This is a genomic window from Mucilaginibacter corticis (assembly GCF_007558865.1).
GTDB lineage: Bacteria > Bacteroidota > Bacteroidia > Sphingobacteriales > Sphingobacteriaceae > Mucilaginibacter > Mucilaginibacter corticis.
In genome coordinates this window covers 79,322-93,843 of sequence record NZ_VLPK01000006.1, presented here as the reverse complement: position 1 = coordinate 93,843, position 14,522 = coordinate 79,322, and the positions used below count along the sequence as shown (strand labels likewise).

Genomic DNA, 14,522 nt, shown 5'->3' with positions numbered 1-14,522 from the left:
TTCAATGAAAAAACAAGCGCAGGACGGTTTTTTCTGGCCAAGTTTTACAGACCTGATGACCAGTTTGTTTTTTATCATGCTGGTCCTGTACGTGCTGACTTTCATCAAAATGAAAATTCAGCAGGAAGTTACCGAACAACAGCTGAATAAGATAAAACAAATCACCGCTGCCGTGAAGGCCCTGGATACCAATTATTTCAGATACGACCCGGTATTCAAACGTTACCAGCTAACCAGGAATATCCACTACAGCTCCCAGGCCGCGGTCATCAGTCCTGTAGACACGACTTACCTGGTTAATGCGGGCATGTCGATCAGCAAGCTGCTGGTGCACCTTCATCAGCTCACCGGCACAGAAGATACACGTTATATTGTCATCGTTGAGGGTATGTCCTCCAAGGATCAATACATTAAGAATTTTCAGCTTAGTTATGACCGCGCCCAGTCGATCCGGGTTTTGTGGATACGCCACCATATCAAGTTTGATCCGGCGATTTGTGAACTTCAAATTTCAGGTTCGGGGATCGGTGGTGTAGGCAGGGACCCGGATGAAAATAAAAATCAACGCATTCTCATTCAGATCTTGCCGAAAATCGGCGACGTCGCTAAATTATAGCTTGCCGCAAGCCTGGCACGTGTTAATTCTGTTTTTTGCGGTAAATAGTTTTCTTAGGACGCTCAAGTTTAATGGCTTACGCCATGCAGCACGCTGCATCGAAAGTTTATGCGATTATAAGACCGTTCTCAATAGGCTGGGATATTCAGATATCAGTACAACCCGTAATTAATATGTGCACCCAGATATGGAGCAAAATTAGTAAAAATGTATAGAATAAATGTTTAAGGGGATAAAGTGATCCCTAAGCAAAAAGGTCAGTGGCATTGCACTGACCTTTTTGAGCGGCCAAAGAAGTTTTGACTGAATATAAAATATGTGATAAGGTTCGGGTAAAGTCTATTAAAATGTCACGGACATTCAGGCAACGACAGGAGATTGTCCGGACTATAGCCATCGGCTTCGGTTTTAAGATACTTGCGGCCGTTGTGGGTAGCAACGACCACGTTAACGCTCCTTCCGTTAACGGAGACAAAGAATTCGTATTTCTTTTGTTCAATCGACAGTATCGCTTCATTTTCTGCTAATTTCCAACGGCTGCGGTCCGGATTTATACCGCCGATGTACGCTATTCGCTCGTGTGCTGATGAATGGTTTCTTTTGTTGATGCAGTGCACCTGATGTCTGCTTGCCATGATCTTAATTTAAGTGATTGATTGACTCAAAATTAAAGGGTCGCGGGGCGTAATTTTTACGGGAATCCGTATCGGCTAAATATAGGTGAACTATTTCTCCCAGCCGCAAAGGGTCTTTCCCCGGCTTTTCGCCTCTTTGAGGCTGAGTTTTACAACACGGTGGCTGCAAGTACGCAATCCTTTACAATTTGGGCTTAAATGATAGCGTTTGGAACCTCGGCTGTCGCAAATGTAGACGGTGGCGGTGTCTGCCGGCGGGGTGATATTTCTGCAATCAACCAGAAGCAATGACAGAAGTAGCAAAGCTTTCATTTTAAAGTACGTAGGCTTAATTAAAATTTATTTAAATATAGCAAAATGATATGAATAACTATTTATCGTTCCTGGCAACTTGGTGAGCATGTTTTACACGCCCCGGCGCCGGGGTAAGATTTTCTTGCTTCATCCAGCGCAGGCTTGCAGGATGAGAATTCACCGATATATATGTGCGCTGTAATGAAGATCAACATTGTTCAGTGTTCGGCATGTAGCTGGTATTTTGCGATATCCTGATTTTTAGTTATGTAAAACCGCATCAGATTATTTTTTTATCCTTGCAAAAGGCAACCAGTTGTTCATTGCTGGAAATATGGAGTGTCTCACGAATATGGTTCAGACGTTTCTCCACGCTACTCAGGCCTGATGGCTTAAGGTTTTGTTCCTGAAGATAGGCTGGTAAGTTTTTTTGCAGCATTCCTTTGGCCAGTTGGGTAATGATGGCTATATCAAGCGGAGTAAAATCGTGTGCGTTTTTTGCTTTAACGGCTTGCTGAAGACCCGGCGAAATAAAGGTTTTACCTTTGTGAATTGTTTCAACCGCTTTTTGCAGTTCTTCTGTATCGCTTCTGCCTTTTTTTACATAGCCATTAACACCTTGCTCCTCAAACAACTTGCCGATCACCGACGCGCTGGACTCCGCTGAGAATACGATTATTTTTAAGGAAGGCTGCAAAGCCCTTGCAGCATCAATGAGCTCTTTTCCGCTGGAAATGATCGATATCGCCCGGTCGTCGAATGACAGATCTGTGATCAGCAACTCAAAGGGCGCGTTATCCTGCAACGCTTTTTTGAGCCTTTGCAGTGCGTTATCGCAATCATAAGCATAATTATCCCGCGCTTCTATGCCCAAATTGGTTAAGGTTTGCGTTACCGAAATTTTTATGCTTTGATGATCCTCAGCGATCAGTACTTTTTCAAACATGACTTACGAGAATGGTAATATAATGGTAATCTGTAAACCACCGTGATCTACATTTTCAAAGGTAATTTTACCGCCAATTGCCTGGATACGGATTTCCGTATTTTTCAAACCATGACCATCGTTTTTATTTTCAGAAATCCCGATGCCGTCATCAAAATAGCGGATTATAAAATGGTCTCCGATATCTTCAAACCTGATGACGACGCTGGCAGCCTGGCTATGTTTATGCATATTGACCATTAATTCCTGAAGTACAATTTTAATTTCTGCACGGCGCAGGGGACTGATTTTCTGCCATAGGGATTCGTCGTTTCCAACCAGCAAAACCTGAGTCAGGTCTGTGGCAAATGCTGTCAGCCGGGCGGAAATATATTCGTGAAAATTTTCACCGGTATTCGCGATGATTTCCCGGGAGAGGTCACGGGCACGTTCGTAGATTTCGTCAATATGATTGATCAGCCAGCTCTGGTCGATATTCGGGTCACTCTGCACCTTTTTCAGGATATAATAAATATCGCCCGCGAGTGTATCGTGAACTTTTTTTGAATCCTTCTGCTGCGTTTCCTGAACAGCGTGTAACGTTGCGGCTTGTTGTTCCTGTTTTCGCCTTTTGTACCAGGATCTGCCTAGGAAAATAAATAAGATGAGAAAGACAAAGATGCCTGCCATAAACAAGTATTGGAGCAGGATCTGATACTTTTTATCACTGTTATCCTTTAGCAATTTAAGATTATCATTTTTGGCTTGTGCCGCGTTATAACGTATCAAGGCAAATTGATTCTTGGCGTTGTTTCTTACGAGTGTGATGCTGTCGTTCAAGTGCTCGTATTTCGCAAAATAACTTCTGATCGTAGCGGGATTTCCGTTCAGGATAAGATGGTTAAGCGCCGTCAGTTGCTCAACGGGGTTTTGCAGTTTTAAAGCCACTTCGTACATGCTCCTGCCGAAAAAATAAGCGGAATCGGGCAAGCGTCCGCGGTAGATTTGGGCTAAATAATCATAATTCAGGTTTTGACCCCATAAATCGTTTCTGGAAATGCTGGACTTAAGGGCGGCAATGAGTATTGGAGCGGCATGGTACTGATGATTTTGCAGCCATTTGGTAAAGGTCAGGTTGGTCAGGGTCCTTGATTTGTCGGCAGGATTTTTTGTCGCCTCCAGTGCTGGATAATAGAGCTTTATAGCTTCATCATAAAGGTGCATTTGTTGGAAATTGTAGGCCAGGTTATTGGTTACGACGGCGCTTAAACTACTGTCATCCGCATAGCTCAAAGAACGATGGTAATAAAGAACAGCGGCTTCGCGGTTTTGTAAATTTGCGCTGGATATGCCCAGTTCGTTATAATCTGATGCCAGGCAACTGCGGTTCTTTAGCAATTGCTCGTTGAGATATTTTAAAGATTGCAGTAAGGTTTCCTGGCTTCCGTAAAAGTCACCCGCATCGGATTGGATCTGGCCCATTTGATTATAAGCCATGGCTATTTCTAAACTGTCTTTGACGGTGTTGGCAACTTTATTGAAATAAAAAAAGGCGGAGTCGTTTTGATGCCAGATAAAGCCGGAAGCTTTATTATAGTCTTTGCTATAATTGGTTTTGGGTAGTACAACCTCTTTTTGCTTGCAGGCAATCAGTAGGATCAGACAGCCCCAAATAAGGTGGCAGGTTTTTTTCAAGTGAAATATTTAGCTAAATGTAAAGCTAACTGAATTTTTCCTGAAAAAGATAAGGCAAGATCGCTCTTGCCTTACCGGTTTTAAAATAGCCGACTACAAATGAGGCGGCGTGCCAGGAGGGATATGCCCGGTTCCGCCACCATTGTCTTGTGTGGAAACTGTCGAGGTATGATCTGTATTGCCATTATTATTGTTCTGCGCAGGGCATGAGCATGCCATAAAGAGCGCTATAAGTATCTCTAACATTTTTTTAATTTTAAAAGGTTAATAAATCCGGCAGTCGCCCGGGACCTTGTTCCAGGTGTTGCTGCCAACCGTGTAAGAAGCGCTTCTTACATTTTTTGGGAAGTGGAAGCATTGGATGCGGAAGCTTTTGACTGCTTCCCAAGCCGGTTTTGGGGCCGCCGCATTTACTGCTAATTAATTCCGGCCATACGTCGTGACCGAAACGGTGAGCAAATGTAGATTCGGTTAACCCGCTTATTTGCAGATCATTCCGATAAGTCCGCTTAGTCCGGAATAATTCCGCCGGGAGGCTGATTGGGCGCGTGTAATGCGGTAGATTTATTAGATTTACCTTTAAATTTTTATCACCATGTTCGCTGAACACAAGAAAAATGTACTGGAGAGTTATCGTCTGTTGAAGGCGTCGGGGCCCCTTTCAGAAAACCTAAAACTGCCTGCACCTGCTAAATTGCGTGACGAATGTGGGGCCATCATAGAGCGGAGGTTTTCGAAGGATGACCGCGAAATTTTAAGTTCTTTTTTTGGGCATCAAGACGATCTGGCGGGTTATGTTGATGCGATTGAAGCTATCGATATCGATCTGTTTAAGCCGCTTATCCGCTTTATGAACGGGACGGTACAGAACCCGCATTCCAAGCATGTGGAACTATTGGCCTGGCTGATTGATTATCATCCGCGACCACATCGGGTGAAAGACATGTATCATGTTCCGAACGGAGATCAGATAAGCCCAGCCGTAGCCATCAAAAAGGAGGATAAAAAAGTTGAACCGAAATCTGCTGAATTTGCGACAACTGCTGCTGCTAGAAAACCATCAAAAAATAAAAATAAGATGCTTTTAGGTATTTTGTTCTTGTCAATAACGGTTTTATCATTTATACTTTTTTTTAAGCTTCGTGGGATTGAAAACGAAGTTCAAAAATGTATGTATTGGAACGGAGCGGAGTTTAAGCCGATTAGTTGTAATGAAAAGCCAGGAGACTCTGATGCTCAGGTAATTGCAAAAGATAGCGATAAGATGATAAACTTTAAGAGAGATACGAGGGCGGATACACTTACGGCGAGTTCGATAGGGAAAATCTGGTATATTAAAATTAATGGAAAAGTAGAATATTATACTGCTCCAGGTGCGCCGCCCTTGTATCCGGACCGGCGGCTATTGCCATTGACCGCTTATATTTTAAATAAATATCCGAGAAATCCGGGTTAATAAAAAGCCCGTGAAGACTTGCTTTTTTCAGTCAGGAGGATTAATTTTTTTTTGTTTAGTTGATAAAATGAGTTGGGTGTTTGGGTTTGCTTGACGGATCAAAATGCCTTTTGCGAATTTCGAACCATACATATTGAACCCTAAATTGACTATTATATAGCCAACTTGGAACTGAAATTGATCTCCCAGGGAATTTAAAAGGATACCATCACCGTGGACGTCCTTGCCCAAAGGTAAAACGCGCCGCTGAACTGATCGAATTTTGCCAGGCGAAATTGCGCGCCATTGAAACAGAAGTACATAAAATCACCAAGCAAATGAAATCATTCGCGGCAAACAAACATTAAGACAAAAATGGAAATGATCCTAACACCCGAATTCAACGACCTTTTTCCGGGTGAAAACGATACGCTAGAAGAACTGTTGAAAGACATTCCATCCTTACTGGTCGTTCAGTTCCTTGCCATGGCCAACGCCGAACTTTATTATCACAGGAGTAATGAAGGGCCGGCACAATATAAAATATTTGATTTGCTCTTGCGCCGGCAACAACCTGAAACACGCAAAGCGATTATTGAAAACGTCAATAAAAAAATTAACCGCAACCCCGATGCGAAAACTCATTTTTTCTCTGTGATTTATAACTTGGAGTTTCTGCATTATGAATTGGTCAATTACCGTGAGCTGCCTGATGAAGAAATAAACCAAGATCAAGATTTACGCCTGTTCAAAGCCTATTTTCTAATCGTGGAAAAAGTCAACGAGTCAATACGAAATACACTTCGTGAGACCCCCGTTTATGATGCGGATTATTTTGCAAAGACGACCTGGCCCTCTTTTATCGACCAGTTTGAAATCAACAGTGAGATATATCCTTTTCCAATCATGTTGCGGGGAGCGGTACTCCTTAACTATTTAAAATACCATTCGCCCTATGCGGTCTATGTTGATAATTATTTAAAAAAGCACGGTAAAGCTACCGCGCTCAATTATGTACTGGACATTTATAACCTGCTGATTTTGGGCTATAAAAAATTCAAGAACAAAAGTCCGGACCAGTGGGCGAGCTGTTCATTTGCTCCATCGGATGGCTTTGAAACGATCTTTGAACAGTTTGACCTCAATATTAAAGATTACCAGGCTGCTTTTTCCGCCGGAAAAAGCAATTACACTGGCATTAGATCCAAGCCCCTCTTAAAGCTGGAAGATGGTAGTCACCTGGTTTTAAGCTGGCCATTCCTGATCAGTAAAATGTATGATGGATTAGTATTTGATTTTTACCAGTATTCAGGGATAAATGAAGACACCAAGTTCAGGACATTTCTGGATTTTAAAAAACATATCGGTGGTGAAGTCACTGAAAAATATCTATTTCAAAAACTACTGGGCGCCTGTTTTAAAAATAAGCACCAGGTGCTCAAGTTTGACGATCTTGATATAAAAGGTCATCCGGATGCCTATTACCGGCAGGGCAACAATGTGATGTTAATCGAAATCAAGGATGCCTATTTCCCCGCCCCAGCTATCGGCTCGTACTCTTATGAAGCGATCACCGAAGCCATCGATCTGAAATTCAATAGTTCGAAAAAAGGAACCGGCCAAATCATCAAGCAGCTGCAATACCTGAGTCAGCAACCTTTCGAAAATCCCCCGGCTTATAAAAACACTAAGAACCTGACCATCTACCCGGTACTGGTTTATAGCGATCTTGTCTTTGGTATGCCGGGCATCAACGATTACCTCGACCGTGCCTTTAAAAAACAACTAGCCGCAAGCGGTTTAAGACGGCACTTTAAAACCATTATGCCCATCACGATGATCAATATCACGTTTCTTATCCAAAAGTTTGACGCGTTCGATCACAAGCAATATTCGCTTATGGAGTTGATCAGCCAGTTTCACGCCCATGCCAATTCCAAAAGGAAAAAAGCCGACCTAACCCGTGAAATCAACGATCATATAGATTCCCAGCCGACCTTTGAAGATTTTGCACTTAAAAAGATTCCCTTACGCGAAGATGGGGAGAATTATCTCACCAGCTGCATCAAAACATTTAATCTCACGAAAGGCTTACCTTGAAAATGGAGATTATTAGAGATTTGTTCTTTAAAATCTCACCAACCCATCGTGATAAATTGATTGTCTAAAATTCTTTGTTACCTTTTATAAAATTTTCTATTTTTTGCCTGGTCAGGTCTATTGCGACCACACGTTCGTTAAAACAATCTTCGCCCGCATTTTTGATCTCCAGTTTCGAAAACCAATCTTTCCATAATTTATTAAGTATATCAAAATCCCGGGGCGTACCGGGGTCATAAGGTTCCTGCGGACTGGTCGCGTGCCGTGCTTTAGCTTCCAATACTTCGACTTCCAGATCTGGAAAATGATCGGTACAATCCATGATCGGCACTATCGATGAAACTGCTCCGGAAATGGAATTACCCGCTTTGAGCTGATTAAAAACGGCAGTCCGTTGCTGGTAAGTACCGGTGTAAAACGCAATACCCGTGGCCTGATTTGTTTGTGCCTCTAAATGGCCATCTGTCAAAATGATCAATATGTTCCGATAGTCGGTGTAAAGTGTGGAAGTCTTTAAATTACGCCTGAGGTCATGGTTAAAATAGCTCCAGTAAATCGTTCGCATTCATTTTTAAACGGGTAGCCGATTCAAAAGACTTCCAGATCTCGTTCATTAAGGAAGTGTCATTGGTTATTTACCCCGGGTTGTTGACCGTATTATTTATGCGGCCGCATAGATCGGGTACGATAATGATATTCAGGCTTTGTGCCGGATTTGGCAGCCAATTGATACATTCTGCTGTTTGACGTTCGGAAAGTTTAAACGAAGAGAGCTTATCCCTTACCGCTTTTAGGTAATCTGGATCATCACCTAAGTCCGGTTTATGCTTTTCCCATGATGCATGAACTTCGTCAATATCTGCGGCTTTTTCTAACTCACCAATCACCTGACTGAACTGGATGAGCGTTACTTCCTGCACGACAGTGACCCGGTACCCTATAAAATGGATTATGTTTTTGCGAAATTCATCGCTTACGAAAAAATTCAGTTTTATTTGATTGAACAGCTCAGCGAAAAGCCGGCTGTTCAAAAGCTGGTGTGGACCGGTGACAAGGTAAACCTCGTTGAACTGGCCTACGGTATTTACCACACCCATCAAATCAAAGCCGAAGTCTCCGAAATCGTCGAAGCATTGTCAAATGCTTTCAACATCACCATCACTGGCGATGCCGCCTACCGCATGAACATCGACATCAAACGCCGGAAGGTGATCAGCCCGACACGTTTTTTAGAGGAAATGGCAGGACAAGTAAAGCAAAGCATAGAAAACAGTTATAAGTAAGGCTTTTCGTCGGTGATTACAGCTGAAGGGTTTCCATTTTTCAAACTATGCGGAGCTGTTTTTCGTAATTGTGATGAATACCACGATACAATGGAAATAAAAGACCAGGAAGCTACACCGGAACAAAAGGCTGCTATCAAGAAACTGCATAACGAAGAGGTCCGAAAATCAAAGATCAGTGCTTATATCATCGGCGCTGTAGTCTGTATCGCTGCAACATTTGTGCTGAAATTAAAGGTCTTCGACTTTATCGGAACTTACCACCATCTGGCGGATAACCTGCTGTTTGCCGGTGCCTGTAGTTTCGGTCTTTCCATCCTATCCAGGTTGGTGCAGGGTCAGATCGCCAAGACATCGCTGGAGAAGGGTTTGGTTTACAACCTGATCCAGTTTACCAGGCTGCTCAGCTTTATTATCATTGTATTTATATTTATCTCCTTTTTAAATGCGAACTGGTATACGGCGGCTGTTTCGCTCGGTCTGATCTCCTTATTGCTGGGATTTGCGCTGCAAACGCCGATCGCTTCCCTGATTGGCTGGTTCTATATTATCGTTCGCGGGCCGTTCAAAGTAGGAGACCGGGTCCAGGTGGGCAGCTTTCACGGCGATGTGGTCGAGATCAATTTTCTGGACACGACCCTTTGGGAATTTGCCGGCAGCCTGATGAGCAGCGATCTGCCCAGCGGGCGGCTGATCCGCTTTCCGAACAGCCTGATCTTTCAGAATCAGGTGTACAATTATTCCTGGCAGAAGATCCCGCTGGTTTGGAATGAAGTATCTTTCTACATTACGTTCAATAGTGATCTGGATTGGGTAGAGCAAACTGTCCGCAAGGCTTGCTTGCAGCAGCTGGATCAAAAAACGAAAGAGAACGTTGAGGCGATGCGTGACCAGATCTCGGAGATCCTGGTAGAAGATATCGAGATCAGAGAATTTCCGTTTGTTAATTTCCGGATACATCAGAATAACTGGGTGGAGGTCTTACTGATCTATATCGTGAACCCCAAACAGTCCTCGCAAACCCGGAGTAAGATTGTTAAAGCGGTGATCGCAGCCTTATTGAAAGCACCTGAAAAGGTTTCCTTCGTTGCGGAAGGCAGCTGACCTGAGTTTGTCGGGTACCGGTTATCCTCATCTTCGCCGATAATTGTTTGGAACACCATGCCTCGCTTTGCGAAGCAGATGGCTATTTGCTGAAACCCTTCCGGGATTACCAGGACCTGCAGCGCCTGCTTTTAAATTTCGTTTATAAACTACAAGTTGTATACAGAACAGGTGATCTGTTAACTTCCGGGGCTTTTAATTGGCTTAAATCAGCTGGATCACGATCTTGGACCGCTTTTTGACGCGCCGTAGTTTAAAACTAAATCATGGCGAAACGCGTGCTCGTGATCGATGATGATGAAGACATCCTCGAGATATTGAATATCATCTTTCAGGAGAACGGTTATGACACCGTTTTGTCCAATACTGGGGAAGCTGCGGAGCATTTGCAGGTCATACAACCGGACCTGGTTTTGCTGGATGTGCGGATCGTGGGTTCTGTGAAAGATGGCCCGGAAATCTGCAAAGAGATCAAGGCCCAGCAGGAAACCCGGCATTTGCCGGTCATGCTGGTCTCCGCGGAATCCGATCTCCGGATCATCGCGCAGGAATGTGGAGCAGATGCTTACCTTCCCAAACCGTTTGATATTTATGAATTGCTTGCGCAGGTAAAAGAATACCTATCTTAGCCGCATGAGCGAGCAAAAGGGGAAGTCCATCCAGTTAGGTTCAAAAAAATTAAAGGTATTTTTTGTGACCCACCTGAACCGGATCTATTATGCCAAGGCGCATCTGGTAGAATGGCTGCCAAAACTCCGGGATGAGGCCCGCTTCAGCGATCTCCGCCATGCTATCGGCGAGACCGTAGAGGACGTAGAAAAACAGATCGCCCGGATGGAATTGATCTACGAACTGCTGGACGCTGAAATCTCCAAAGGCAGCATCAATGGCGTAACCGGGCTGGTAGACGATGCTTTCGAGGCGATCCGCGAACAGGCGGCTGATGCAGAACTGCGGGATATGTCGATCATCTTCTACCTGCAAAATATCGAGAGCGTAGAAATGGCTTCGTTCCAGGTACTGCAAATGGCCGCCGTCAAACTCAAAAACAGACAGGTTACCCAATTGCTTAAAGAAAACTACGACGAGGCCAAAGCCGATCGTACCTTGCTGCTGCTGATCGCGGCCAAATACATCACGAAATAGCGAACTAATTTTAGCCTGCCTTTTCTTCCAGAAAGCCGTTCAGGTGTTCTTCCAGCAAACCGGTATTGTAGTCTGAGCCGGCAGCTAATAACGTAACTGTCAGTTCGTCACCCGTTACTATGATAATCAGCGCCGGGCCTTCGATCACTTCCGGGAAGGAAATATTGATCTCGTCGAATACATGCGCGTATTCAATGGCCAGGTTGGAGCCCAATTTTTCGTTGATATAGTCCGCAAACTCTGTTTTCAACAGGTCGAATAATTTTTCCGCGCTGAGCGGCTTTACATTTTTGATGGTTGTCATAGGCCTGTACAAGCATCGGATGGTGATTTAGTTTCACTTGTTGGCAAATATATCGGGCCGGTGGAAACATTAAGCGGGGTGAGTGCTTGTTTAGGGATAATAGCAAATCATGGAAAAATCACATGCAGCAATCAGCCGAAAAGAGGAAGTACTGTATAGCAAGCCGGATCTGACAGATCCCGAACGGGCGAAAATGCGCTCCGGCGATACCATCGAAAATTATTAAGAATAAAGAGGTAAAGCGCAAAGCCTTAATCACATCATCAAATAATTCGTATCTTGCGTGTTTAACCCCCTAATATGGACGCCATTATCAAAAGAAATAATGTGAACGTGATTGGTAATGGTGAGCAGGTCATCTTATTTGCCCATGGTTTTGGCTGTGACCAGCATGCCTGGAAGTTCGTAATTGATGCGTTTACGGAAGATTACAAAGTTGTTCTTTTCGATTATACGGGCTCCGGCCGCTCAGATTTATCGCAATATGATCCTGCTAAATATAGTAACATAGACGGTTATGCCCAGGATATCCTGGATGTCTGCCAGGCGCTGGATCTCCGGAATGTCATTTTCGTGGGTCATTCGGTGAGCAGTATGACCGGTATTTTGGCGGCGATCCGCCACCCGGAGTATTTCGTCAAACTGGTACTGATCGGGCCTTCGCCAAGATACTTGAATACGGAAAACTATACCGGCGGATTTGAACAAAAGGACCTGGAAGTGTTGTTTGAATTCATGGAAAACAATTACCTGGGCTGGTCAAGCGCGATGGCGCCGGCGATCATGGGTAATTCCGACCGGCCGGAACTGGGTGAGTTCCTGACCGGCAGCTTTTGCTCGACCGATCCGGACGTAGCGCGGGACTTCGCACGGGTGACCTTTATGTCGGATAACCGGGCTGATCTTTCCAAACTGACTGTGCCAAGCCTGACCCTGCAATGTTCGAATGATATCATCGCGCCTTTGGCCGTGGGCGAATATGTGCACCGGCATACGCCGGGTAATGAATTCCTGCGCTTGAATGCCGCCGGTCATTGTCCGCATATCAGCGAACCCGAAGAAACCATCGCCGCGATCCGCGCCTTTATTCAGCGTAACTAATGGCGGGACAAGCGATCATCGACCTGGAGGAACTGTACCAGCAGGCCCCCTGCGGCTATTTTTCCTTGTCACCTTCAGGACACATCATGAAGATCAACCGGACTTTGCTGGACTGGCTGGGCTATGAGCAGGCGGAATTGCTGGATCACAAGTTTTCCGGGCTGTTGTCCAAAGGCGGGCAAATGCATTTCGAGATGTTCTTCTGGCCGATGGCGACGGTTAATAAAGGCGTCAAAGAATTCAGCTATGAGGTGCTGAAAAAAAATGGCGAAGGATTACCCGTATTATTAAATGCTTCAGCAAAATTGGATCAAAGCAAGCGCCTGGTAGCCGTTAATGTCGTTTTGACGGATATTACTGAACGCAAGAGTTTTGAGAAAGAGTTGTTGTTGTCTAAAAAATCGGCGGAGAACGAGCACAAGCGCCTGCAATTTATGGCCGACCTGGTGCCCGAGATCATCTGGACGGCAACGCCTGACGGTTACATCGACTATGTCAACGCCCGCTTTTGCCAGTATTTTGACTGCAACGGCCAGGATACCCGGGTGTCTTTCATTATGTCCAAGGTGCATGCGGATGACCGCAGGGCTTTACTGGCAGACTGGCGCGCAAGCATGCGGACCGGGGAAGCTTTTGAAAAAAGGATCAGACTGGTTGACCGGGACGGGCTGTACGAATGGCACCTGCTGAAGGCCGCATTGTTTTTGGATGAGGAAGGTCAACTGACCAACTGGTTCGGTTCCTGCGCCAATATCCAGCAGCATGTGCTGGATATGAAGAAGAAGGATGATTTCATCAATATTGCCAGTCATGAACTCAAAACACCGATCACCAGTTTAAAAGGCCTGCTCCAGATACTGGACCGGATGAAGGGCGATCTGTCAAACAAGATGGTTCCCGGTTTGATTGACAAGAGCAACCGCAATGTCAACCGGATCAATAACCTGGTGGCCGATTTGCTGAATGCCAGCCAGCTGAATGACGGCCAGCTGCACTTAAATAAAAGTCAATTCAATTTTGCCGAACTGATCGGCGACTATGTACACCACATCCGGATCGACCGGCAATATGAGATCATCACCGAAGGCGACAGGTCCATTACGGTACTGGCCGATGAGGGGCGAATGGAGCAGGTTTTGAGCAACCTGATCACTAATGCGATCAAATATGCGCCGGACAGTATGCAAATCGTGATCCGCTTATCCCGGACGCCGCAAGGTATATTATTGGAAATTGTCGATAGCGGGCCGGGTATTCCGCCGGAAAAGCTCCCGCATTTATTTGAACGTTATTACCAGGTGAGCAGCCAAAGCGCCCAATATTCTGGTTTGGGGCTTGGCCTGTACATTTGTGCCGAGATCATCAGGAAACATGGCGGGGAGATAGGTGCTCAAAGCGTATTGGGTGAAGGCAGTACGTTCTGGTTTACCCTGCCTGCCTGATTTAATCTTTTTTTGCTTCGCGGTGCAGGTTTTCCAGGTCGGTGTTTTGTTTCATTTGTTCCAGTTCGGCATCCGGCTCGTCAATACCTAGTTTTTTTTGAATGACCTCCAGCATATGGAGGATTTTAGTGATCTCGCTTTCCGCTCGGACATTGATCTCAAATTCTACCGCCTCGCGTACTTTTTCGATCTGCCGCTGGCGGTGCTGGCTGATGAGCACGGTAACGGTAAGAAAGATCGCAAAGATGGATACCCCCAGCTCCAGGCCGCCAAAGGGATAAGGCTCGATCGCTTGCAGTCCCAGCAGGCCCGCATTCCACAGCAAATAAACCAGGATAAAAGCGAAGCAGGCACCCAAAAATCGCAGGCTGCCCAACAGGTCAGTGATGCGGGCACTTAGCCGGTCCCTGGGTGTAGTCGTGGTTTTTTTCATGCTTGTTAT

At 45.0% G+C, this 14,522-nt stretch carries 17 protein-coding genes; 9 read left to right on the top strand and 8 right to left on the bottom strand.

Translation table 11 applies throughout. The features are described from left to right. Positions 1-4 precede the first annotated feature (4 nt). The gene (locus tag FO440_RS22245; protein ID WP_144250519.1) at positions 5-616 is read left to right on the top strand and encodes an OmpA family protein; all 612 of its coding nucleotides are present in this window, start codon (positions 5-7) and stop codon (positions 614-616) included. A 350-nt stretch (positions 617-966) separates the two neighbouring features. On the opposite strand, the gene FO440_RS22235 is transcribed toward FO440_RS22245, so the two are convergent. The 4 genes from FO440_RS22235 to FO440_RS24585 all read right to left on the bottom strand — a co-directional run bounded on the left by FO440_RS22235 (position 967) and on the right by FO440_RS24585 (position 4,411). After that, on the bottom strand, positions 967-1,251 hold the full coding sequence (locus tag FO440_RS22235) for a DUF3892 domain-containing protein (RefSeq protein ID WP_144250518.1): 285 nt from the start codon (positions 1,249-1,251) through the stop codon (positions 967-969). A 574-nt stretch (positions 1,252-1,825) separates the two neighbouring features. Beyond that, positions 1,826-2,491, bottom strand: coding sequence for a response regulator (locus FO440_RS22225; protein ID WP_144250516.1), 666 nt, complete (start codon positions 2,489-2,491; stop codon positions 1,826-1,828). Between the two features lie 3 nt (positions 2,492-2,494). Continuing rightward, a complete protein-coding gene (locus FO440_RS22220; RefSeq protein ID WP_144250515.1) occupies positions 2,495-4,165 on the bottom strand; it encodes a tetratricopeptide repeat-containing sensor histidine kinase in 1,671 nt (556 codons plus the stop codon). 93 nt (positions 4,166-4,258) lie between these two features. Then, on the bottom strand, positions 4,259-4,411 hold the full coding sequence (locus tag FO440_RS24585; RefSeq protein WP_186292756.1) for a hypothetical protein: 153 nt from the start codon (positions 4,409-4,411) through the stop codon (positions 4,259-4,261). Between the two features lie 349 nt (positions 4,412-4,760). Here FO440_RS24585 and FO440_RS22215 point away from each other — a divergent pair, with 349 nt between their 5' ends. Together FO440_RS22215 and FO440_RS22205 are read left to right on the top strand one after the other, a co-directional pair. After that, positions 4,761-5,621 carry a hypothetical protein gene (locus FO440_RS22215; RefSeq protein ID WP_144250514.1) on the top strand — a complete coding sequence of 287 codons (861 nt, stop codon included), beginning with the start codon at positions 4,761-4,763 and terminating at the stop codon, positions 5,619-5,621. 354 nt (positions 5,622-5,975) lie between these two features. After that, on the top strand, positions 5,976-7,700 hold the full coding sequence (locus tag FO440_RS22205; protein ID WP_144250513.1) for a hypothetical protein: 1,725 nt from the start codon (positions 5,976-5,978) through the stop codon (positions 7,698-7,700). A gap of 64 nt (positions 7,701-7,764) precedes the next feature. Here FO440_RS22205 and FO440_RS22200 read toward each other — a convergent pair whose 3' ends face one another. Then, on the bottom strand, positions 7,765-8,265 hold the full coding sequence (locus tag FO440_RS22200; protein WP_144250512.1) for a hypothetical protein: 501 nt from the start codon (positions 8,263-8,265) through the stop codon (positions 7,765-7,767). 70 nt (positions 8,266-8,335) lie between these two features. Further along, entirely contained in the window at positions 8,336-8,620 is a 285-nt protein-coding gene (locus tag FO440_RS22195; RefSeq protein WP_144250511.1) for a hypothetical protein, read from the bottom strand. Between the two features lie 24 nt (positions 8,621-8,644). Between FO440_RS22195 and FO440_RS22190 the strand changes: the two genes are divergently transcribed. From FO440_RS22190 to FO440_RS22175, 4 genes are all read left to right on the top strand, one after another. Next, positions 8,645-8,983 carry an RteC domain-containing protein gene (locus FO440_RS22190; protein ID WP_144250510.1) on the top strand — a complete coding sequence of 113 codons (339 nt, stop codon included), beginning with the start codon at positions 8,645-8,647 and terminating at the stop codon, positions 8,981-8,983. Between the two features lie 90 nt (positions 8,984-9,073). Next, positions 9,074-10,087: a mechanosensitive ion channel family protein gene (locus tag FO440_RS22185; protein ID WP_144250509.1), complete on the top strand. Its 1,014-nt coding sequence runs from the start codon at positions 9,074-9,076 to the stop codon at positions 10,085-10,087. 266 nt (positions 10,088-10,353) lie between these two features. Next, a complete protein-coding gene (locus FO440_RS22180) occupies positions 10,354-10,716 on the top strand; it encodes a response regulator (protein WP_144250508.1) in 363 nt (120 codons plus the stop codon). Positions 10,717-10,720: 4 nt separating this feature from the next. Next, a complete protein-coding gene (locus FO440_RS22175; RefSeq protein WP_144250507.1) occupies positions 10,721-11,233 on the top strand; it encodes a DUF892 family protein in 513 nt (170 codons plus the stop codon). 10 nt (positions 11,234-11,243) lie between these two features. Here the strand turns inward: FO440_RS22175 and FO440_RS22170 are convergent, their stop codons facing one another. Next, positions 11,244-11,537: a hypothetical protein gene (locus FO440_RS22170; RefSeq protein WP_144250506.1), complete on the bottom strand. Its 294-nt coding sequence runs from the start codon at positions 11,535-11,537 to the stop codon at positions 11,244-11,246. A 300-nt stretch (positions 11,538-11,837) separates the two neighbouring features. On the opposite strand from FO440_RS22170, the gene FO440_RS22165 reads away from it, so the two are divergent. Both FO440_RS22165 and FO440_RS22160 read left to right on the top strand, forming a co-directional pair. Beyond that, entirely contained in the window at positions 11,838-12,638 is an 801-nt protein-coding gene (locus FO440_RS22165) for an alpha/beta fold hydrolase (protein ID WP_144250505.1), read from the top strand. Continuing rightward, the gene (locus FO440_RS22160; RefSeq protein ID WP_144250504.1) at positions 12,638-14,080 is read left to right on the top strand and encodes a sensor histidine kinase; all 1,443 of its coding nucleotides are present in this window, start codon (positions 12,638-12,640) and stop codon (positions 14,078-14,080) included. The genes FO440_RS22165 and FO440_RS22160 overlap by 1 nt, the downstream gene beginning before the upstream one ends. 1 nt (position 14,081) lies before the next feature. Here the strand turns inward: FO440_RS22160 and FO440_RS22155 are convergent, their stop codons facing one another. Then, positions 14,082-14,513, bottom strand: coding sequence for a DUF1003 domain-containing protein (locus FO440_RS22155; protein WP_144250503.1), 432 nt, complete (start codon positions 14,511-14,513; stop codon positions 14,082-14,084). Between the last annotated feature and the right edge of the window lie 9 nt (positions 14,514-14,522).

Coding starts and splice junctions, on each gene's coding strand:
- FO440_RS22245 (WP_144250519.1), top strand. CDS start 5: ATGAAAAAACAAGCGCAGGACGGTTTTTTCTGGCCAAGTTTTACAGAC.
- FO440_RS22235 (WP_144250518.1), bottom strand. CDS start 1,251: ATGGCAAGCAGACATCAGGTGCACTGCATCAACAAAAGAAACCATTCA.
- FO440_RS22225 (WP_144250516.1), bottom strand. CDS start 2,491: ATGTTTGAAAAAGTACTGATCGCTGAGGATCATCAAAGCATAAAAATT.
- FO440_RS24585 (WP_186292756.1), bottom strand. CDS start 4,411: ATGTTAGAGATACTTATAGCGCTCTTTATGGCATGCTCATGCCCTGCG.
- FO440_RS22215 (WP_144250514.1), top strand. CDS start 4,761: ATGTTCGCTGAACACAAGAAAAATGTACTGGAGAGTTATCGTCTGTTG.
- FO440_RS22205 (WP_144250513.1), top strand. CDS start 5,976: ATGGAAATGATCCTAACACCCGAATTCAACGACCTTTTTCCGGGTGAA.
- FO440_RS22200 (WP_144250512.1), bottom strand. CDS start 8,265: ATGCGAACGATTTACTGGAGCTATTTTAACCATGACCTCAGGCGTAAT.
- FO440_RS22190 (WP_144250510.1), top strand. CDS start 8,645: ATGGATTATGTTTTTGCGAAATTCATCGCTTACGAAAAAATTCAGTTT.
- FO440_RS22185 (WP_144250509.1), top strand. CDS start 9,074: ATGGAAATAAAAGACCAGGAAGCTACACCGGAACAAAAGGCTGCTATC.
- FO440_RS22180 (WP_144250508.1), top strand. CDS start 10,354: ATGGCGAAACGCGTGCTCGTGATCGATGATGATGAAGACATCCTCGAG.
- FO440_RS22175 (WP_144250507.1), top strand. CDS start 10,721: ATGAGCGAGCAAAAGGGGAAGTCCATCCAGTTAGGTTCAAAAAAATTA.
- FO440_RS22170 (WP_144250506.1), bottom strand. CDS start 11,537: ATGACAACCATCAAAAATGTAAAGCCGCTCAGCGCGGAAAAATTATTC.
- FO440_RS22165 (WP_144250505.1), top strand. CDS start 11,838: ATGGACGCCATTATCAAAAGAAATAATGTGAACGTGATTGGTAATGGT.
- FO440_RS22160 (WP_144250504.1), top strand. CDS start 12,638: ATGGCGGGACAAGCGATCATCGACCTGGAGGAACTGTACCAGCAGGCC.
- FO440_RS22155 (WP_144250503.1), bottom strand. CDS start 14,513: ATGAAAAAAACCACGACTACACCCAGGGACCGGCTAAGTGCCCGCATC.